General features: G+C 65.5%; 2 protein-coding genes and 1 pseudogene (1 of these 3 only partly in view). All 3 read right to left on the minus strand.

Features of this window, described 5'->3' with window-relative positions; all coding sequences use genetic code 11:
- Positions 1-4806: an amino acid adenylation domain-containing protein gene (locus tag ACZ5M5_RS21130; protein WP_464739436.1), complete on the minus strand. Its 4806-nt coding sequence runs from the start codon at positions 4804-4806 to the stop codon at positions 1-3.
- The gene (locus tag ACZ5M5_RS21135; protein WP_464737933.1) at positions 4701-12485 is read right to left on the minus strand and encodes an amino acid adenylation domain-containing protein; all 7785 of its coding nucleotides are present in this window, start codon (positions 12483-12485) and stop codon (positions 4701-4703) included. Before ACZ5M5_RS21135 ends, ACZ5M5_RS21130 begins: the two co-directional genes overlap by 106 nt.
- A pseudogene (locus ACZ5M5_RS21140) lies at positions 12485-23499 on the minus strand (amino acid adenylation domain-containing protein) (it continues 63 nt past the right edge of the window). The gene ACZ5M5_RS21135 and the pseudogene ACZ5M5_RS21140 overlap by 1 nt, the downstream one beginning before the upstream one ends.

Here is a 23499-nt window from a genome sequence, read left to right on the forward strand (position 1 = left end):
TTAAGCCGCTTGCGCCACGCAGTGCTCGATCAACGCCTCCAGTTCCTCCTGGTAGGCGCGCATCAACCCCTCGACGGTCTCGGCACGGTAGCGGCGGGTGCTGAAGATGCAGCGCAGTGCCAGTCGCCCGTCGTACACCTGCCCCACCACTTCCAGCCAGTTGCCCAGTGCGGCATGAGGGCTGTAGCAGCTGCCGTAGCTTTCCGCCGCCGGCACCAGCAACGCCTTGTCGTCGAAGCTCTGGTCGAACTGCCCCAGGTAGTTGAACGTCACCCGTGCCTGGGGCGCGCGGCCCAGGGTGGCGGCCATCGGCTCGCCGCTCATGTAGCGCAACACGCCATAGCCCAATCCCTTGTTCGGCACGGCGGCCAACTGCCGTTGCACCGCCCGCACCGAGGTGCCGATGTCGGCTTCATGGCTCGGGGTCAGGCGCACCGGGAACATGCTGGTGAACCAGCCCAGGCTGCGGCTCAGGTCGATGTCCTTGACCAGGTCCTCGCGACCATGCCCCTCCAGTTGGATCAGCACCGACGGCTGCTGGCTCCAGCGGCACAAGACCCGGCTCAGCGCCGCCAGCAGCACGTCGTTGATCTGCGTCTGGTAGACCGCCGGCACCTGTTTGAGCAACTGCTGGGTGTGCTGCTCCGACAGGCTCAAATGCGCCACCGATTGGTACTGCACCTGGTTCTTGCCCCGCAGGTTGTCACACGGCAACTCACTGCCCGGCTGGTCGATCTGCTCCAGCCACCAGGCTTTTTCCGGCGCCGGATAGTCCCGCGCATAGGCTTGCAGGCCCTCGGCCCAGGCCCGGTAGCTGCTGGTGCGAATCGGCAGGTTCGGCGTCTGGCCGTCGCTGTAGGCCGCATAAGCCGTCTGCAAATCCTGCAGCAGCAAACGCCACGACACCGTGTCGATGACCAGGTGATGAATCACCATCAGCACACGAATTTCACCGCTGCCCAGGGTCACATGCGCCGTGCGCCACACCGGCCCGTTGTGCACATCAAGGCTGCGTTGCACCTGCTCGGCGTACAACTCCAACTCGGCTTCATCGGCCACGCTGTGCTGCCACAGCAAAGGTTCGTTGGCCCACTGGGCCTGCATCTCCTCCAGCGCCTGGTAATGCTGCAGGTGGCGCCCGCCGACTTCACTGAAGCGCAGGCGCAAGGCATCGTGCTGCTGCATCATGCCGCGCAAGGCCAATTCCAGTGCCGTCAGGTTCAACCCCTGACGGGCCCGCAGCATCAACGCCTGGTTGTAATGATGGGGTTCGCTCATGCGCTGGTCGAACCACCATTGCTGGATCGGAATCAGGTTGAACTGCCCTTCGGCGGCCACCTGGGTCACGTCCTCGACCGTCACGGCAAACGTGTTCGAACGCTGGTCGAAAATCGCCTCGATGGTCTGGCCGCGCATCAGGTCCCGCAGCTTGAGCTCCATCTTCAGCTCCCCATGGTTACGCACCCGCGAGACCACTTGCAGGCTGAGGATCGAGTCACCGCCCAACTCGAAGAAATTGTCGGTAATGCCCACCCGTTCGACTTGCAACACATCAGCCCAGACCTCGGCCAACAGTTGCTCATCGCGGTTACGCCCCGGCACATACTCGGCCCCCTTGAATTCCGGCTCCGGCAAGGCCTGGCGATCGAGCTTGCCGTTCGGCGTGACCGGCAACGCCTCCAGGCAGATGACCTGGGCCGGCACCATGTAATCCGGCAATTGCGCCCGCAGCTCGGCCTTGAGCCGATCGCCGATGGCCACGCCATCGGGGGTGACCACGTAGCCAATCAGTTGCTTGCCCGAGGCACTGTCGCGAGCGATCACCAACGCATCACTGACGTCGTCCAGTTGCCGCAGGCTGGCCTCCACTTCTCCCAGTTCGATGCGGAAACCTCGCACCTTGATCTGGTGGTCGATACGGCCGACGTAATCGAGCACCCCATCGACGCGCTGGCGTACCAGGTCGCCGCTGCGGTACAGGCGATCGCCCGGCTGGCCGAACGGATCCGGCACGAAGCGCTCGGCACTCAGGTCCGGGCGGCGGTGATAACCACGGGCGATGCCCGCGCCACCGATGTACAACTCGCCGGCAATGCCTGGCGGCAACGGGTTGAGGTTGTCGTCCAGTACATACAAGGCGCGCTCCCCCACCGCACGCCCGATCGGCGCGTAGGCGGCTTCGCAACGTTCGCTGGCCGGCACCTTCCACAGCATCGGCGTGACCACGGTTTCAGTCGGGCCGTAGCCGTTGGTGAAGAATTGCGGACGCAACGCCGCCTTCACTTGCTCGAAGGTCTGGTCCGGCACCGCATCGCCGCCGAAGCAGTAGACCCGCACCGGCGGTGGCGCCAGTGAGCTATTGGCAGCGTACTCGGCCAGTTGCTTGAGGTAGGCCGGCGGGAAGCAGGCGATGGTAATGCCGTGGCGGTGCAAGGCGTCGAAGGTCTGCTCCGGCGTCCACAGCGCGCCGTCACGAATCACCAGGGTGCCGCCGCTGAACAGCGTGCTCAGCCAGCGTTCATGGGCGCCGTCGAAGGCGAACGACATGAAATGCAGTTCGCGGGTCTGTTCGTCCATGTCGTACAGCCCGGCGATGGCCTGGCAATGCATGCTCATCGGCCCGTGCGCCACGGCGACGCCTTTGGGTCGACCGGTGGAGCCCGAGGTGTAGATCAGGTAGGCCAGGTTGCCGCCGAGCAAACCGCTGTGGGGCGGCAAATCGCTGTAGCCGCGGCTGTCGAAACCGTCGATGGCCAGGCGCGCCAGACCGTCGAGATCCGGCAGGCGTGCCTGCACCCGGCTGTGGGTCAGCAACAGCGCCATGGCCGAATCTTCGATCATGAACGCCAGGCGCTCGGGTGGATAATCGATGTCCAGCGGCACATACGCCGAACCGCTTTTCATCACCGCCAGCAGCGCCACGACCATGTCCACCGAACGCTCCAGGGCCACACCGACCACCACTTCCGGGCCGGCGCCAAGTTCGATCAAACGGTGGGCCAGGCGGTTGGCCCGGCGCTCCAGTTCGCCATAGTCCAGCGAGTCGTCGCCACACACCAGCGCCGTGGCCTGCGGACGCGACTGGGCATGCCGGCCAATCAGCTCCGGCAACAACTGCGCCTGATAGCAGCCGTTCGGCGCCGCGCTCCATTGTGCGAAGGCCTGCCACTGTTCCAGCGACAAGCGCTGCAGGTTGCCCAGGCACACGTGGGGCGCATCGATCATCGCTTCCAGGGTGTCTTCCAGGGTCCGGCGGATTCGCTCCACCGCTTCGACGCTGAAGGCGTTGCGCAGGAACAGGTACTCGATGGACAGCGTTTCACCCAGGTTGACTGCCAGGTCCATCGGGAAGTTGGTCACGTCATGATTGCGTGACTCGCCGAAGCTCAGGCCGGTGTCCTGCTGGTCGCCCAGGCGTTCGTCGATGGGGTAGTTCTCGAACACGATGATGCTGTCGAACAAGCCCTGCCCGCCCAGGCCCGACCAGCGCTGGATGTCCGCCAGTGGCGCATGGGAATGCTCACGCAGGTCCAGGTTGTAGGCCTGCAACTGTTGCAGCCATTGGTCCAGCGGCTGCTCGGGGTCCAGGGTCTGGATCACCGGCAAGGTGTTGATGAACAGGCCGAGGATGTTGTCGGCGTTGACCAGCCCCGCCGGACGCCCGGCGACGGTGGCGCCGAAGACCACGGTGTTCTGCCCGGTGAAGCGTTGCAGCAACAGCAGCCACGCCCCTTGGATCAAGGTATTGGGTGTGATCTGCAAGGCGCGGCAGGCCTGTTGCAGGCGAGCGGTCTGTGCCACGTCCCAGCGCGAATACAGCGCCTCGTGCCCCGGCAATGCCTCGACATGCCGCGGGAACATCGCCTGGTTAAGGGAAGTCGCCTGTTCCAAGGTGTCGAGGCGGCTGCGCCAGAAACCTTCCAGCGCGCCCTGGTCCTGGCGTTGCAGCCATTCGATGAACTCGCGGTAGCGACCATTGCGGCTGGGCACCTGCCCATGGGCGTAGAACTGCAACACCTCACCGAACAACCGCGAACTGCTCCAGCCGTCCATGAGGATGTGATGGCAGGTCCAGATCATCTGGTAGCGATCGTCTTCCAGGCGCAGCAGCAACACCCGTTGCAAAGGCGCGCGGCTCAGGTCGAAACCGGCCAGGTAGTCGGCGGTCGCCCGGACGCTGATCGCCTGCTCGCTGATGTCCTGTCCACGCCAGTCTTCAATCTGCAACGGCAACTCGACATGGCGATGGACGATTTGCACCGGCGCGTTCAAGCCATCCTGCCAGTGGAAACTGGTGCGCAGGATGTCTTCGCGCTCGATCACCGACGTCCAGGCCCGGGCGAAACGCTCGGTGTCCAGGCCATGCACCGGCAGGCTGATCTGGTTGATGTACAAGCCGGAGCTGTCGTCGGCCAGGGTGTGGAACAGCATGCCGTCCTGCATCGGCGACAGCGGATAGATGTCCTCCACCTGCGCCACGGGCACCGGCAGGCCATTGAGTTGCGCCTGGCTCAGGCGCGCCAGCGGGAAGTCCGAGGGTGTCAGGCCCAAGTGCCCGTCGGTGCAGCAGTGATCGATCAGTTGTTGCAACGCCACGGCGTAGGCATCCGCCAACCGCTGGAGCGTGGCCTCGTCGAAAACATCGCCACTGAACGTCCAGTCGAGGGTCAACTGGCCGTTGAAGATCCGCCCGTCGATGGTCAGCCAGTTGCCCAGCGCCACGTCATCGCCATGCCCGGCGCCACTGCCCTCTTCACTCGGCACGAACAGCGCCTGCTCATCGAAGCTCTGGTCGAACTGCCCCAGGTAGTTGAAGGTGATGCGCGCTGGCGGCAGTTTTGCCAGGCGCTGCTGGACCGCTTCAGCCCCAGGTAACGCAGGACGCCGTAGCCCAGGCCCTTGTTCGGCACCGCCCGCAGTTGTTCCTTGATCCGCTTGATCGACTCGGCCGGGTCGCCGGCCGGCGTCAGCAACACCGGGAACAGGCTGGTGAACCAACCGACGGTGCGGCTCAGGTCGATGCCCTCGAACAGTTCTTCGCGGCCATGGCCTTCGAGCTGCACCAGGCAGGCCGGTTGCCCGGTCCATTGGCAGACCACTTGCGCCAGGGCGCTGAGCAGCAAATCGTTGACCTGGGTGCGATAGGCCGCCGGTGCCTGCTTGAGCAAACGCTGGGTCTGGGTGGCATCCAGGCGCGTGCTCACCGAACGGCCATGGGCCGCGGCCTGGCTGCCCTCGGGGCGGGCCCGTGGCAGCGGCGGCAGGGGCTGGTCCAGTTGCCCGACCCAGTAATCCAGTTCCTTGTTCAGAGTTTCACTGTGGGCGTAGTCCTGCAACTGAGCGGCCCAGGCCTTGAACGCCGTGGACTTGCCCGGCAAGGCCGGCGCCTGGTTCGCCCGCAGTTGGCGGTAGACGTTTTGCAGGTCTTCCAGCAGCACCCGCCACGACACGCCGTCCATGACCAGGTGATGAATCGCCAGGTGCAGGCGCGAACTGCCGTCCTGCACCGCGATCAGGCTGCAGCGCAGCAACGGGCCGTGTTGCAGGTCGAGGCTGCGTTGGGCCTGGTCGGCGATGGCGATGATCTCGGCGGCGTCCTGCGCGGTGCGCTGCCAGATCTCCAGCGGCTGCTTATCCACGGCCTGATGGCTGGCGTGCCAGCGGCCATCGTCGGCCTCGGTGAAGCGCAGGCGCAGGGCATCGTGATGGGCCACCACGTGCTGGAGAGCCTGTTGCAGGTGGGCGATGTCCAAGGGTTCGCGCGGGGTCAGCAGGACCGATTGGTTCCAGTGGTCGCGGTGCGGGATATCACTGGCGAAGAACCAATGCTGCATCGGCACCAGCAGGCTGTCGCCGGTGACCGGGCCTTGGTCGATCACGCCTTCATCGGCCGCCGTGGCGACCCGCGCCAGGGCCTGGATGTTCTGGTGCAGGAACAGGTCCTTGGGGGTCAGGCCGATGCCTTGGGCACGCGCCCGGCTGACCACCTGGATCGAGTTGATCGAGTCGCCGCCCAGGGCGAAGAAGTTGTCGGCGGTGCCCACCCGCTCGACGCCAAGCACCCCTTGCCAGATGTCCACCAGCGCCCGCTCGATGGCGTTGACCGGTGCCGTGAAGGCTTCCTGGCGCTCGGCCAGGTCCGGTGCCGGCAGCGCCTTGCGGTCGAGTTTGCCGTTCGGGCTCAGCGGCATGTGTTCCAGGCGGGTCAGGTGCGTCGGCACCATGTGCTCTGGCAGGTTCAGGCGCAAATGGGCCAGCAGCGCTTCGCGCAACAGCGGCCAGTCGCTGGCCTCACCGGCCTGGGCGACCACGTAGCCGCTCAGCACCTTGCCGCTGCGGCTGTCCTGGGCCACCACCACCGCTTCTCGCACCGCAGCATGTTCAAGCAGGCGCGCTTCGATCTCACCCAATTCGATGCGGAACCCGCGGACCTTCACCTGGTGGTCGATCCGACCGACGTAATCGATCACCCCGTCCGGGCGATAGCGCGCCAGGTCACCGGTGCGGTACAGCCGCTCGCCGGCCACGAACGGGCTGGAGACGAAACGCTCGGCGGTCAGTTCGGGACGGCGGTGATAACCGCGGGCCAGGCCCTGGCCGCTGAGGTACAGCTCGCCGTTGACACCACTCGGCACCGGGTTGAGTTCATCGTCGAGGATGTAGGTCATCAGGTTGGCAATCGGCTCGCCAATCGGCACCGCATCGCGCCCTTCGTCGCGGCAGGTCCAATGGGTCACGTCGATGGCCGCTTCGGTCGGACCGTACAGGTTATACAGCCGGGCATTGGGCAACTTGGCGAACACCTGCTGCTGGGCATCCACCGGCAGGGCTTCGCCGCTGCAGACGATGCGGGTCAGACGGGTGCACCGGCTGACGTTGGCATCCAGCACGAACGCCTGCAGCATCGACGGCACGAAATGCAGGGTGGTGATGCTTTCCCGTTCGATCAGGCTGACCAGCTTCTGCGGATCGCGATGATCGCCCGGTGCCGCGACGACCAGGCGCACGCCGGTCATCAACGGCCAGAAAAACTCCCAGACCGACACGTCGAAACTGAACGGCGTCTTCTGCAAGACACTGTCGCCGGCCTCCAGGCCATAGGCCTGTTGCATCCAGCACAAGCGGTTGGTCAGGGCGCCGTGGCTGTTGCCGGCGCCCTTGGGTTTGCCAGTGGAGCCGGAGGTGTAGATCACATAGGCCAGGTTCTGGGCGACGGCCCGGGCAGGCGGATTGTCGGTGGCCTTGTCCCGCAACCAGTCGTCGTCCCCATCCAGCACCAGTATGTTGAGGCCACCTCCTGTGGGAGCGAGCTTGCTCGCGATGAGGCCCTCACCTTCAACATCACTATTGACTGAACCACCGCTATCGCGAGCAAGCTCGCTCCCACAGGTCAGCAGCAGCTCGATGCCGCTGTCCTCGATCATGTAGGCCAGGCGTTCCGGCGGGTATTCCGGATCCAGCGGCACGTAGGCGCCACCGGCCTTGAGGATCGCCAGCAGCCCGACCACCATTTCCACGCTGCGCTGCACCGAGATGCCCACCAGCACATCCGGGCCGACACCGCGCTCGATCAAGGCGTGAGCCAACTGGTTGGCGCGGGCGTTGAGTTGGGCATAGCTCAGCGACTGCCCTTCGAACACCAGCGCCTCGGCGTGGGGATCACGCTCGACCTGGGCTTCGATCAAATGATGAACCGGGAGATGGTTCGGGTAGTCGGCGTAGGTGCGGTTCCAGTCCTCGACGATCAGGCGCCGCTGCGTCCTGTCCAGCATCGGCAGCTCGGCGATGCGCTGGGTCGGGTTGGCGACGATGGCGCGCAACAGGTTCAGCCAGTGCTCACCCAGGCGGGCGATGGTGCTCGGCTCGAACAGGTCGCTGGCGTAAGTCAGCGCGGCGCTGAGGCCATCGGCGTACTCGAAGGTGTCCAGGGACAGGTCGAACTGGGCGGTGCCCGAGTCCCAGGTCAGTTGCTCCAGGCTCAGGCCCGGCAACGCCGACAGGTCCCGGCGGGCATCGCTGGCATGGTTGAACATCACCTGGAACAGTGGTGTGTGGCTCAGGTTGCGCGCCGGTTCCAGCCGCTCCACCAGTTGTTCGAACGGCAGGTCCTGGTGGGCCTGGGCGCCGAGGGCCCGTTGCTTGACCTGATCGAGCAGCTGGTCGAATCGCAGGTTGCCGTCGATGTCGGCCTTGAGCACCTGGGTGTTGACGAAGAAGCCCAGCAGACGCTCGGTTTCCACCCGGTTACGGTTGGCGATCGGCACACCGACGCGGATGTCGTCCTGGCCGCTGTAGCGGTGCAGCAAGGTCTGGAAGCCGGCCAGCAAGAGCATGAACAGCGTGCTGTTGTGCTGCTGGGCCAGGCCCTTGAGGCTTTCGGCCAGGGCCGGTTCGATGACGATGGGCAGCCGTGCGCCACGATAGCTTTGCTGGGCCGGGCGCGGATGGTCGGTCGGCAGTTCGAGAATCGGTTGCTCGCCACCCAACTGCTCGATCCAGTAGTCGAGTTGCCGCTGCTGCTCCCCCGCCGCCAACCACTGCCGCTGCCAGTGGCCGTAGTCGGCGTACTGGATCGGCAGCGGCGCCAGCGCCACCGGCTGGCCCTGGCTGAAACCTGCGTACAACTGCAGCAGGTCGTCGACCATGATCTGCATCGACCAGGCATCGGACACGATGTGGTGCTGGGTCAGGATCAGCACATGGTCCTCGGCACCCAGTTGCAGCCACTTGACCCGCAACAACGGACCGCGCTGCAAATCGAACAGTTGCCGGGTTTCGGCTTCGATCAAGCCGCGCAAGGTACGTTCATCGACGCTGGCTTCGAGCGATTCGACCGCCAGGGCCAGCGGCGCTGGTTCGTCGATCACTTGCAGAGGACGCTCATTGTCGAGCACGAAGCGGGTACGCAGGCTCTCGTGACGCGCCACCAGTGCATCGAAGCTCTGTTGCAGCGCCGCACGGTCGAGGGCGCCGCGCAAACGCAGGGCCACCGGAATGTGATAGGCGCTGCTGGTGGGTTCCAGTTGCCAGAGGAACCACTGCCGTTGCTGGGCGAACGAGAGCGCCAGCGGCTGGTCGCGAGAAATGCGTGGAATGCCCGGTTCATCGTGGGCCGATGCCGTGCCCATGGCCTCGACAAACGCCCGCAGGCTGTTATGGGCGAACAACAGGCGCAACGGCACCTGGATATTCAGTTGCTGGCGAATCCGCGACATCACCTGGGTGGCGAGCAAGGAATGGCCGCCCAGTTCGAAGAAACTGTCGTCCAGGCCCACCCGCGGCACCTTGAGGATGTCGGCCCAGATCGTCGCCACCGCCTGCTGCACGGGTGTCTGCGGCGCGACATAGGTTTTCTGCCACTGGCTGGCATCGGGCTTGGGCAACTGCTTGCGATCCAGCTTGCCGTTGGGCGTCAGCGGGAAGCGTGGCAACACCACCATGTGCGCCGGCACCATGTAGTCGGGCAGGTTGACCTTGAGCCGGGCCGTGAGGCTGTCGCGCAGGGCGCCCTGGGCGCCGGCATCCAGGTCATTCAGTTCGGCGGTTGGAACGATGTACGCCACCAGCGCCTGGCCGCCCGGCGCCTCCTGGGCCAGCACCGCCGCTTCGCGCACGCTGTCCTGTTCCAGCAGGCGCGCTTCGATTTCGCCCAACTCGATGCGGAACCCGCGAATCTTCACCTGATGGTCGATGCGCCCGAGGTATTCGAGGATGCCGTCGGCCCGCTGGCGCGCCAGGTCACCGGTGCGATACAGGCGCTCGCCGGCGACAAACGGATGGGGTACGAAACGTTCGGCGGTCAGCGCCGGACGCTGGAAATAACCACGGGCCAGACCCTGGCCGCCGATCAGCAATTCACCGGCCACGCCATAGGGCACCGGCATCAGGTCGGCGCCCACAATGTACAGCGCAGTGTTGTCGATAGGCCCGCCCAGCCAGGGTTGCGCGGCCTGGGTTTGCAACGGGTGCAAGGCCGACCAGATGGTGGTTTCCGTCGGGCCGTAGAGGTTCCACACTTCACCGCCGAGGGCGAGCATGCGCACGGCCAGTTCCTGGGGCAGCGCCTCGCCACCGCACAGGCATTTGCAGCCGCGCAAACCCTGGGCGTGCTCGTTGTCCAGCAACATGCGCCAGGTCGACGGCGTGGCCTGCACCACGTTGACCTGCTCGGCCGCGATCAGCGCCAACACCGCGTACGGGTCCTGGGCGACGTGCTGGCCGGTCAGCACGATGCACGCGCCGACCATCAGCGGCACGTAGATTTCCAGGCCGAAAATATCGAACGAGAACGTGGTCAGCGACAACGCCCGGTCCTGGGCCGTCATGCCCGGCGCCTGGGCCATGCTCGCGACGAAGTTGGTCAGCGCGCCGTGGCGCACCATCACACCCTTGGGTTTGCCGGTGGAGCCGGAGGTGTAGATCGCATAGGCCAGGTGCTCCGCATCCAGGCGCGGCGCCGGCGCCTCGCAGGCATAGCCGTCGAGCCAGTCACCCTCCTGGTCCAACACCAATGTGGTGACGCCAACACCAGACACTGTGGGAGCGAGCTTGCTCGCGATGAGGCCCTCACCGCCAACATCAATATTGACTGAACCACCGCTATCGCGAGCAAGCTCGCTCCCACAGGACAGCGGTAGCTGGTCGAGCAGCGAACTTTGGGTCAGCAGCAGCTCGATGCCGCTGTCTTCGATCATGTAGGCCAGGCGGTCCTGGGGGAACGCCGGGTCCAGCGGCAGGTAGGCGCCGCCGGCCTTGAGGATCGCCAGCAGGCCCACCAGCATGTGCGCGCTGCGTTCCACGGCAATGCCCACCAGGACATCGGGGCCCACGCCGAGGCTTTGCAGCTTGCCCGCCAACTGATTGGCCCGGGCATTGAGTTGGCCGTAGCTCCAGCGCTCACCGTCGATCACCAGTGCCGGGGCGTCCGGGGTGCGCGCCGCTTGTCTTTCGAACAGTTGATGAACAAAACCCGCCTCGGGCGCCGGCGTCGGGGTGCGCTGGCCGTTGTCGAGCTGGGCCTGGCGCTCGGCCGCGTCGAGCAACGGCAATTCACCGATGCGCTGCGCCGGGTCGGCCACGATCGCCCGCAACAGGTTCTGCCAATGCCCAGCCATGCGCGCGATTGTCTCGGCGCCAAACAGGTCGGTGGCATAGATCAGCCCTGCCGAAAGCCCTTCACTGTGCTCCACGGTTTCCAGGGTGAGGTCGAATTGCGCCGTATGCGAATCCCAGCGCAGCTCCTCGACTTTCAACGCGCCGACCGGCCCCTCGCCCGCCGGGCCTTGGGTCCGGTGGTTGAACATCACTTGGAACAGCGGGCTGTGGCTCAGGTTGCGCTCAGGCTGCAACGCCTCGACCAGTTGCTCGAACGGCAGTTCCTGGTGAGCCTGGGCGCCCAGGGCTGTCTGTTTCACTTGTTGCAGCAAGGCGCCAAACGAATCCTGGCTCTGGACATCGCTGTCGAGCACCTGGGTGTTGACGAAGAAGCCGATCAGGCGCTCGGTCTCGACCCGGTTGCGGTTGGCCGTCGGCACGCCGACGCGAATATCGTTCTGGCCGCTGTAGCGATGCAGCAGCGCCTGGAACGAGGCCAGCAGGAGCATGAACAGGCTGACGCCTTCGCGCTGGGCCATGTGCTTGAGATCGCCGGCCAGTGCCGCGTCGATGGCCAGTTCCAGCCGCGCGCCGCGATAGCTCATCACCGCCGGACGCGGGAAATCGGTCGGCAGCTCCAGCATCGGCTGCTGGCCGCCCAAACGTGCGGTCCAGTACTCCAACTGACGCTCGCGCTCGCCCGCTTCCATCCAGTGCCGCTGCCAGATGGCGTAGTCGGTGTACTGGATCGGCAGCGCCGGCAATTGCGGCGCGCGGCCCTGGCTGAAGGCGGCGTAGCCGTCGACCAGTTCCTCGACCATCACCTGCATCGACCAGCCATCGGCCACGATGTGGTGCAAGGTCACGATCAGTACATGATCATCCGCCGCCAACCGCAGCAGGCGCGTGCGCAGCAGCGGCCCCTGTTGCAGGTCGAAGAGTTGGCGGGTTTCCCCTTCGATCAACTGGCGCAGCTGCATCTCGTCCGGCAACTGTTCCAGGGTGTCTGCCTGCAAACGCACTGGCGCCGCCGCATGTACCTGCTGCACGACCTGCTCGCCATGGGTCTGGAAGGTGGTGCGCAGGCTCTCGTGCCGGGCCACCAACGCGGTGAAACTCTGTTCAAGCGCAACGATGTCCAGCGGCCCGCGCAAGCGCAGGGCCGTGGGCATGTGGTAGGCCGCGCTCTCGGGGTCCAACTGCCAGAGGAACCATTGGCGCTCCTGGGCAAAAGACAACGACAGTGTGTCGAACTCGGCACTGACAGGCGGGATCGGCAGGTTCGCCGGGGAAACGTTCTCTTCGAGCATCTTCTGCAAGTACAAGCGACGTTTTTCCAGCGGCAGCGTTATGAAGCGCCTGGCAATACGTTGTGCGACAGCGGTGTCCATCAAACCTCCTCAAATTCATCGAGCAGCGCTTCAAGCTTGCTCAATTTCGACGTACTCATGGGTTCGCCGGCAGGCTCGAGTTGCGCCACGAACGCGCCGAGTACCGGGAATTGGAAAATCAGTTGCGGGGTCAAGGTCAGGCCCAGTTCCAGTTGCAGGCGCGAGACCACGCTCACCACCAGCAGCGAATGCCCGCCCAGCTCGAAGAAGTCGTCGCCAAGCCCGACCTGCTCGACCTTGAGCACGTCTTGCCAGATGGCCGCGACCCGGCATTCGAGGTCGCTCTGCGGTGCCAGGTATGCCGGTTGCAGGGCACGGGTGTCCGGTGCCGGCAAGGCCTTGCGATCGAGCTTGCCGTTGGGGGTCAGCGGCAAGCGGTCGAGGAAGACCCAATGGGTCGGCACCATGAAGTCCGGCACCTGGGCCGCCAGTCGCGCCTTGAGTCGGTCGCCCAGGCTGCCTTGGTCAAGAAGGCTGTCCTGGCCGACCAGATAGGCCACCAGGTTCGGCCCGCTCACGTCGTCCCGCGCCAGCACCACCGCATCGCGCACATCGGCATCGGCCTGCAGGCGCGCTTCGATTTCCCCCAACTCGATGCGCAGGCCACGGATCTTCACTTGGTGGTCGATCCGGCCGAGGTACTCGATCACCCCGTCGGCGCCATAACGGGCCAGGTCACCGGTGCGATACAGGCGCCCGCCCGGGGCTGGCGCGAACGGATCGGGAATGAAGCGTTCGGCGCTCAGTGCCGGTCGTTGGTGGTAACCACGGGCCAGGGAATCACCGGCGATGTGCAACTCGCCGACGGCGCCCACGGCGCAAGGCTGCAACGCCGCATCCAACACGTAGGTGCGCACGTTATCGATGGGACGGCCAATGGCGATGATCCGCTCGGCGTCGTCTTCGCTGCCACGCACCACGGCATGGCTGCTGGTGTCGATGGTCGCTTCGGTCGGGCCATACAGGTTGCGCAGTTCGCCATCGAACAGCGCCATGACCTGGCGCGACAGGTGCACGCTGAGGGCTTCGCCACCGCACAGCAGCAGGCGCAGGGAGGCCAGTTGCGCGCGGGTCGCCAGTGGCAGCAAGGCCTGCAACAGCGAGGGCGCCATTTGCAGCACGCTGATGCGCCACCGCGCCACGTCGGCCCAGAGGGTGGTCAGGTCGAGGTTCAGGTGCGGGCTGGCGAGCACCAGTTGCGCGCCACTCATCAACGGCAGCCAGAACTCCCAGACCGAGGCATCGAAACTGATCGCGGTTTTTTGCAGGACGCGGTCGGCGGCCGTCAGTTTCAGGCAACCCTGCATCCACGCCATGTGGTTGCTCAGGGCGGCATGGCGAAGGGTCACGCCCTTGGGCTTGCCGGTGGAGCCGGAGGTGTAGATCACATAAGCGAGGTGATCGCCGTCGATGGCCACGCCTGGGTCGCGCTCGCTGTAGCCGGCCAGCCATTGCCCAGGCTGATCCAACAGCAGCGCGTTCACGGCAGCGTCGCCGAACAGCGGCAGCACATCGGTCTCGGTGAGCAGCAAGGCGATGCCGCTGTCCTCGACCATGTACGCCAGGCGATCCCGGGGATAGGCCGGGTCCAGTGGCACATAGGCGCCGCCGGCCTTGAGCACCGCCAGCAAGCCGACGACCATCTGCACGCTGCGCGACAGCGCCAGGCCCACCAGCACGTCCGGGCCGATGCCGCGCTCGATCAAGCCATGGGCCAGGCGATTGGCCCGGGCATTGAGCTGGGCGTAGGTGAGCGTCTCCTGCTCGCTGACCAGGGCGACCGCGTCGGGGGTGCTTCGGACCTGGGCCTCGATCCATTGATGGATCGGGCGCCGAGGCGGTTCCACCACCGAGGTGGCGTTCCAGTCGTGCAGCAGCCTGGCGCGGGCCACCGTGTCCAGCAACTGGATGTCGCCCACGCAACCGCCGGCCGGCAGGCTCACCATCTGCGCGAGCACGTGTGCCACCTGCTCAGCCAGGCGCTCGACGGTGTGTGTAGGGAAAGCAGCATGGGCATAGGTGAAGTGCAGGCTCAGGATGTCAGTTAGATTGACGGCCAGGGTCAACGGGAAATTAGTCTGTTCCTGGCTGGCCACGCTGCCGAAGCTCAAGCCCGAGGGCGCCTGCTCTTGCAGGGCCTGGGACACGGGGTAGTTTTCGAACACCAGCAAGGTGTCGAACAAACCGTCACCGCCCTGCCCGGCCCAGCGCTGGATCTCGAACAGCGGCGTGTGCTCGTGCTCGCGCAAGGCCACGTTCTGGCCCTGAATCTGTTGCAACAGTGCGCTCACCGCCTGCTCCGGGCGCGGGCTGGCGATCACCGGCAAGGTGTTGATGAACAGGCCGATCTGCTGCTCAACCCCCTTGAGCTCGCTCGGACGTCCCGACACGGTGGCGCCGAAGGCCACGGTGGCGTGCCCGGTGTAGTGCTGCAGCAGCAACAGCCAGGTCGCCTGGACGACGGTGTTGAGGGTGACTTTCTGCTGGCGGGCGAACTCGCTCAGGCGTTGGGTCTGCTGGGGCGTCAGGTCGTGATAGTGGCTGGCGTGGCTGCTTTCCGCCGTAGATTGCAGCGGAGCGACACGGGTCTCGGCCAGACGGGTCGGCGCCTCCAGGCTGTGCAATTGCTCCAGCCAGAAGGTTTCGCTGGCCTGGGCGTCGCGGCCTTGCAGCCAGGCGATGTAGTCCCGATACCGCCCGGCCTGGCGTGGCAAGGCCTGGCCGTCGTAGCGTTGCAGCACCTCGCCGAGCAACTGCGAGTTGCTCCAGCCGTCCATCAGGATGTGGTGATGGGTGTAGATCAGGTGATAACGCTGCTCAGCGGTGCGCACCAGCACCAGGCGCAGCAACGGTGCGCAGGCCAGGTCGAAGCCCTGCTCGCGCTCGGCGTCCGCCAGTTCGGCCAGGGCCTGGCCGACATCGGCACGGGCGCTCCAGTCCAGCGAGGTGAACGGCACGCGCACCTGCTTGTGCACCACTTGCACCGGGCGCTCGCTGCCCTGCCAGATAAAACTGCTGCGCAGGCTGTCATGGGCATCGACCGCCGCTTGCCAGGCCGCCTCGAAACGCCGTGGGTCGAGGCCTTCGATATCCAGGCACATCTGGTTGATGTACTGGCCGCTGCCCGCTTCGTACAGGCTGTGGAATAACATGCCCTGCTGCATCGGCGCCAGCGGGTAAAGGTCTTCCACCCCGCGTGCCGACAACGCCAGGCCATCGAGTTGTGCCTGGGTCAGGCCGGCCAGGGGGAAATCCGCCGGCGTCATGCCCTGGCTCGTCGGGTCGCAGCAATGGGCGATCAACAGCGCCAGCTCACGGGCGTAGTCATCGGCCAAGCCCTGGATGGTCGCCGGCTCGAACTGTTGCGCACTGAACGTCCAGCCCAGCCGCAGCGCGCCATCGAACACCTGGCCGTTGAGCGTGAGCCAATTGCCCAGGGTGGTCAGCGGGCTTTGCTCGTCGCCGGCGCTTTCGCTGGCCGGGCTGAACAAGGCACCTTGGGCCTGATCGAAACTGCCGTCGAACTGACCGAGGTAGTTGAAGGTGATACGCGGCACCGGCAACGCCTCCAGGGCCGCCCGACTGGCGTCGTCGCCCAGGTAGCGCAGGGCACCGAAGCCCACGCCTTTGTCGGGAATCGTCCGTAGCCCTTGCTTGATCGACTTGATCGAATCCGCCAGTTCCACGGCCGGCGACAACCGGACCGGGAACAGGCTGGTGAACCACCCCACCGTGCGCGTCAGGTCGACATTGGCGAACAGCTCTTCGCGGCCATGGCCTTCGAGCTGGAGCAACAGGCTGTCGTGGCCGGTCCAGCGGCAGATCACCCGGGCCAGGGCTGTGAGCAGCAGGTCGTTGACCTGGGTGCGATAGGCCGCTGGCGCCTCTTGCAGCAACTGCCGGGTCAAGTGCGCATCCAGTCGCGTGTGAACGGTGACGGCCTCGCGGTTTTGCCCGGTCGCTTCGGGGTCGAGGCACGGCAGGTCGGCCGGCGCATCGCGCAGTTGCCCTTGCCAGTAGGCCAATTGCTGCTGCAGTTGCGCACTACGCGCATGGGCCTGCAACTGCTCGGCGAACACCTTGACCGAACTGGTCTTGGCCGGTAGTTGCAGCGCTTGGCCGGCGAGCAGCTGCTGGTAGGCGGTTTGCAAGTCGTCGAACAGAATCCGCCACGACACGCCGTCCACCGCCAGGTGATGAACCACCAGCAACAGGCGTTGGCTGCCATCGGCCAAGGTCGCCAGGACGCCGCGCAACAGCGGCCCGGCGTGCAGGTCGAGGCTGCGCTGGGCCTGATTGGCGAGGGTTTCCAACGCGCTGGCATCGGCCACCTCACGCTGCCACAGCAAACCCTTGTCCGCCCAAGCCTGTTGTTGCGCGGCCACCTCACGGTGCTCGGCGCGCCAACCTTCGGCGGTTTCATTGAAGGACAAACGCAAGGCGTCGTGGTGCAGCACCAACGCCTGCAAGGCCTGCTCCACCACGGATGCTTGCAACGGGCTGGCCGGTTTCAGCAACACCGACTGGTTGTAGTGGTGACGCTCGGGAATCGCCTCGGCGAAAAACGCCTGCTGGATCGGCAACAGTGGCGTCGACCCTTGGCTCGGCGCCTGATCGATGCCCGGCGCCTGTCCACCGGTCTGGGCGACGCTCGCCAGCGTCTGCACAGTCTGGTGCTGGAACAAGTCCTTGGGAGTAAAGCGGATGCCCGCCTGACGGGCGCGGCTGACCACCTGGATGGAGACAATCGAGTCGCCGCCCAGCTCGAAGAAGTTATCGCCAAGCCCTACCCGCTCCACCTTGAGCACGTCCTGCCAGATCGCCGCGATCTGTTGTTCCAGTTCACTTTGCGGTGCCACGTAATCCTGCTGGACCTGGCTGGCGTCGGCGGTCGGCAAGGCCTTGCGGTCGAGTTTGCCGTTGGCGGTCAGCGGCCATTGCTCGAGGAACAGCAAGTGCGTCGGCACCATGTAGTCCGGCAGATCGGCCTTGAGCTGGGTCTTGATCCGGTCACGCAAACCGGCTTGCTCCTCGTGGGGATCTGCCGGGATCACATAGCCCACCAGTTGCTGGCCGCTCGGCCCTTCCTGGGCCAGTACCAGCGCTTCACGCACCGCCGCCAGGGCGTTCAGGCGCGCTTCGATCTCGCCCAACTCAATGCGGAACCCGCGGATTTTCACTTGATGGTCGATGCGGCCGACGTACTCGATCACGCCATCGCTGCGGTACTGCGCCAGGTCGCCGGTGCGGTACAAGCGTGCGCCGCTGTCGCCGAACGGATCGGGGATGAACCGCAACGCAGTGAGGTCGCCACGGTTCAGGTAACCCCGGGCCAGGCCGGCGCGACCGACGTACAGCTCACCGATGCAGCCTTTCGGCACGGGGTTGAGGTCGCCGTCCAGCAGGTACCACGACAGGTCGGCAATCGGCTCGCCGATGGGGCTGCTGGCGTCCTGTTCCAGGTCCGCCAGCGACAGCGGACGGTAGGTCACGTGCACGGTGGTTTCGGTGATGCCGTACATGTTGATCAATTGCGGAGCCGCGTCGCCGTACTTGTCGAACCACGGGCGCAGGGCCTTGACGTCCAGCGCCTCGCCGCCGAACACCACGTAGCGCAGGGCATTGCTTCGTGAGTCGGCGCAGGCCTCATGCATCAACTGCTTGAACGCCGAAGGCGTCTGGTTGAGCACGGTCACCCCGGCCTCACAGAGCAGTTCGTGGAACTGCTGCGGTGAACGGCTGATGTCGTACGGCACGATCAACAACTCGCCGCCGTGAAGCAGCGCACCGAAGATTTCCCACACTGAGAAGTCGAACGCGTAGGAATGGAACAGGCTCCAGACATCCTGCGCGCCGAAGTTGAACCACGGCTCGGTGGCCTCGAACAGGCGCAGCACGTTGTGGTGCGGTAGCAAGGTGCCCTTCGGGTTGCCGGTGGAACCGGAGGTGTAGATCACGTAGGCGAGGTTCGCCGCGTCCATCACTACGTGAGGATCGCTGTCGGCAAAGGCGCTGACGTCGGCGTCCAGCAGCAGCGTCTGCACGCCGTCCGGCACTGGCAATTGATCGACCAGGGCCGCTTGGGTCAGCAGCAAGCGGATGCCGCTGTCCTGCATCATGTAGGCCAGACGATCCTGGGGATAAGTCGGGTCCAGCGGCACATAGGCACCGCCGGCCTTGAGGATCGCCAGCAGCCCCACCAGCATGTCGAAACCGCGCTCGGCGGCCAATCCCACCAGGACATCCGGGCCGACGCCGTGGGCGATCAACTGATGGGCGCGGCGGTTGGCCTGGGCGTTGAGCTCGCCGTAGGTCAGGGTTTGGGCGTTGCAACGCAAGGCGACGGCATCAGGACGCAAACGCGCCTGTTCGGCAATGCGCTGATGCAGGCACGCCTCGCCCGGGAAGCTGCGCGGCGCCGGATTCCACTGGGCGATGTGTTGCTGTTGCTCGGCCGCCGTCAGCAGCGGCAGTTCACCGATGCGTTGCCGGGGGTCGGCGACGATGCCGTGCAGCAGGTTCAGCCAGTGTTCGGCCATGTGTTGCACGGTGCTGGCGTCGAACAAGTCAGTGGCATAGGTCAGCGCCGCACCGAGTTCACCCTCGGCTTCCAGGGTGTCGAGGGTCAGGTCGAACTGGGCGGTCTGGCTTTCCCAGTCCTGGGCCTTGATGACCAGCCCGGGCAGCGCCGGCAGTGCCTGGCGAGCAACGCTCTGGTGGTTGTACAGCACCTGGAACAACGGGCTGTGGCTCAGGCTGCGCTCAGGCCGCAGCGCCTCGACCAGTTGCTCGAACGGCAGGTCCTGATGGGCCTCGGCGCCGATGGCCGCCTGTTTGACCTGCGCCAGCAACGCACTGAAACGCTGCTGCGGATCGACCTCGGCCTTGAGCACCTGGGTGTTGACGAAAAAGCCGATCAGCCCTTCGGTTTCCACTCGGTTGCGGTTGGCGATGGGCACGCCGACACGAATGTCCGACTGGCCGCTGTAGCGATGCAACAAGGCCTGGAACGACGCCAGCAAGACCATGAACAACGTGCTGCCTTCGCGCTGGGCCAGTTGTCGCAGCTGTTGGCCCAGGGCCTGGGGCAGGTCGATAGCCAGGCGTGCACCGGCAAAGCTCTGCCGGGTCGGGCGCGGCCGGTCGGTGGGCAGCGCCAGCAACGGCTGCTCGCCCCCAGCACATCGGTCCAGTACGCCAGTTGCCGTTCCCGTTCGCCGGCGTCCATCCATTGACGCTGCCACACCGCGTAATCGGCATACTGGATCGGCAGCTCGGCCAATGCCGGGGACTCACCCTGGCTGTACGCGGCATAACCCTGGATCAGTTCCTGCACCAGCAATTGCATCGACCAGCCATCGGAGACGATGTGGTGCTGGGTCAGCACCAGCACATGCTCGTCGGCCGCCACCCGCAGCAGGCCGACCCGCAGCAGCGGGCCGTTTTGCAGGTCGAATGGCTGGGCGATCTGCTGGCGGACGAAGGCCTGGATCTGTTCATTGCCGCCGTCGAGAACCTGCGGAATCACCACCGGGTTCATCTGCCCGTGAATGACTTGGAACGCTTGCTCATCGACCTGGACGAAGGTGGTGCGCAGGCTCTCGTGGCGCTGCACCAGGGTGGCGAAACTCTGTTGCAAGGCCGGCAGGTCCAGGGCGCCCTGAATCCGCAGCGCCGCCGGAATGTGGTACGCCGCGCTGTGGGGCTCCATCTGCCAGAGGAACCACTGGCGTTGCTGGGCGTAGGACAGTGGCCGTTGCGCCGGGTCCCGGGAAAGACGCGGGATGCTCGCCGGCCGCGCCACGTCGCTGTCCACCAGTGCGGCCACACAGGCCTCAAGGCTGGCGTTCTCGAACAACTGGCGCAGTTGCAGGTTCAGGCCGAGGGCCTGGCGAATGTGCGAGACCATCTGTGTCGCCAGCAGCGAATGGCCGCCCAGCTCGAAGAAGTTGTCGCTCAGACCAACCCGTTCGACCTTGAGCACGTCCTGCCAGATCTCCGCGATCTGTTGTTCCAGTTCACTTTGCGGTGCCACGTAATCCTGCTGGACCTGGCTGGCGTCGGCGGTCGGCAAGGCCTTGCGGTCGAGTTTGCCGTTGGCGGTCAGCGGCCATTGCTCGAGGAACAGCAGGTGCGTCGGCACCATGTAGTCCGGCAGATCGGCCTTGAGCTGGGCCTTGATCCGGTCACGCAAACCGGCTTGCTCCTCGCGGGGATCTGCCGGGATTACATAGCCCACCAGTTGCTGGCCGCTCGGCCCTTCCTGGGCCAGTACCAGCGCTTCACGCACCGCCGCCAGGGCGTTCAGGCGCGCTTCGATCTCGCCCAACTCAATGCGGAACCCGCGGATTTTCACTTGATGGTCGATGCGGCCGACGTACTCGATCACGCCATCGCTGCGGTACTGCGCCAGGTCGCCGGTGCGGTACAAGCGTGCGCCGCTGTCGCCGAACGGATCGGGGATGAACCGCAGCGCAGTGAGGTCGCCACGGTTCAAATAGCCACGGGCCAGGCCGGCGCGACCAACGTACAGTTCACCGACGCAGCCTTTCGGCACGGGGTTGAGGTCGCCGTCCAGCAGGTACCACGACAGGTCGGCAATCGGCTCGCCGATGGGGCTGTTGGCGTCCTGTTCCAGGTCCGCCAGCGACAGCGGTCGGTAGGTCACGTGCACGGTGGTTTCGGTGATGCCGTACATGTTGATCAATTGTGGAGCCGCGTCGCCGTACTTTTCGAACCACGGGCGCAGGGCCTTGACGTCCAGGGCCTCGCCGCCGAACACCACGTAGCGCAGGGCGTTGGCCCGGTCATCGGCGCAAGCCTCGTGCATCAACTGCTTGAACGCCGAGGGCGTCTGGTTGAGCACCGTCACACCGGCCTCACAGAGCAGTTCGTGGAACTGCTGCGGCGAACGGCTGACGTCGTAGGGCACGATCAACAACTCGCCGCCGTGCAGCAACGCACCAAAAATCTCCCACACCGAGAAGTCGAACGCGTAGGAATGGAACAGGCTCCAGACATCCTGCGGACCAAACTGGAACCACGGCTCGGTGGCCTCGAACAGGCGCAGCACGTTGTGGTGCGGCAGCAAGGTGCCCTTCGGGTTGCCGGTGGAACCGGAGGTGTAGATCACGTAGGCGAGGTTCGCCGCGTCCATCACTACGTGAGGATCGCTGTCGGCAAAGGCGCTGACGTCGGCGTCCAACAGCAGCGTCTGCACGCCGTCCGGCACCGGCAATTGATCGACCAGGGCCGCTTGGGTCAGCAGCAGTTGAATGCCGCTGTCCTGCATCATGTAGGCCAGACGATCCTGGGGATAAGTCGGGTCCAGCGGCACATAGGCACCGCCAGCCTTGAGGATCGCCAGCAGCCCCACCAGCATGTCGAAACCGCGCTCGGCGGCCAATCCCACCAGCACATCCGGGCCGACGCCGTGGGCGATCAACTGATGGGCGCGGCGGTTGGCCTGGGCGTTTAGGGCGCCGTAGGTCAGGCTGTTTTCATTGAAACGTAAAGCGACGGCATCAGGTCGCAAGCGCGCCTGCTCAGCGATGCGCTGATGCAGACACACCTCGCCCGGGAAGCTGTTCGGCGCCGGGTTCCATTGGGCGATGTGTTGCTGTTGCTCGGCGGCCGTCAGCAACGGCAGTTCACCGATACGTTGGCGGGGATCGGCGACGATGCCGTGCAGCAGGTTCAGCCAGTGTTCGGCCATGTGTTGCACGGTGCTGGCGTCGAACAGGTCGGTGGCGTAGCTCAGGGACGCGGCCAGCTCACCGTCGGTCTCGTGGGTGTCGAGGGTCAAGTCGAACTGGGCGGTGTGGGAACGCCAATCCAGGCTCTCGACCTGCAACCCCGGCAGTTGCAGGGCTTGAGCCGCGCCGCTGCTCTGGTGGTTGAACATCACCTGGAACAGCGGGCTGTGGCTCGCCTGTCGCTGCGGCGCCAGTGCCTGCACCAACTGCTCGAACGGCAGGTCTTGATGGGCTTGCGCCCCCAGCGAAGCCTGCTTGACCTGGGCCAGCAATTGCTCGAAAGGCAGGTCACCCCGCACCTGGGCATTGAGCACCTGGGTGTTGACGAAAAAGCCGATCAGGCCCTCGGTTTCCGGGCGGTTGCGGTTGGCGACCGGCACGCCGACGCGGATGTCCGACTGGCCGCTGTAGCGGTGCAACAAGGCCTGGAACGACGCCAGCAAGACCATGAACAGCGTCGAGCTTTCGCGCTGAGCCAGGTGTTTCAGGCCCTGGGTCAGCCCGGCGTCGAAGCGCAGGTCCAGGCGTGCGCCGCGATGGCTCTGCACCGCCGGACGCGGGCGGTCCGTCGGCAACGGCAGGACTTCGCCGCCATCGCCCAGCCGTTCGGTCCAGTAGGCCAGTTGCCGCTCCAGCTCACCGGCCTCCATCCACTTGCGCTGCCAGATCGCATAGTCGGCGTATTGGATCGGCAAGGCTGCCAGGGTCGGCGCCTGACCGCTGCGGTGGGCTGCATAGAGCTGGACCAGGTCGTTGACCATGATCCGAGCGGACGCGCCATCGCAAATAATGTGGTGCTGGGTCAGCACCAGCACATGGTCGTCCGCTGCCAGTTGCAGCAGCTTGACCCGCAGCAGTGGCCCTTGCTGCAGGTCGAACAGCCCGGCGATTTCGTCATCGATCAGGGCCGTGAGCGCGGACTCATCCAACACCACCACCGGCTCGATCGCCAGGCTCAAACGCGCCTGCACCACTTGTCGGGGCCCTTGTGCGCTGTCGACGAACACCGTGCGCAGCACGTCGTGACGGGCCAGCAAGGCGTCGAAGCTGCGTTGCAGCGCGGGCAGATCGAGGGCGCCGCGCAGGCGCAGCGCCGTGGGCACATGGTAGGCCGCGCTGTGGCGGTCCAGTTGCCAGAGGAACCACTGGCGCTCCTGGGCGTAGGACAGGTCGAGGGTCTCGAACTCGTCGCGCATCGCCGGGATCGGCAACGTCGCCAGGCTCATGTTTTTGCTGTGCAGCTTGTGCAGGAACGCTTG

The sequence above is a fragment of the Pseudomonas sp. Van50 genome (assembly GCF_055390755.1).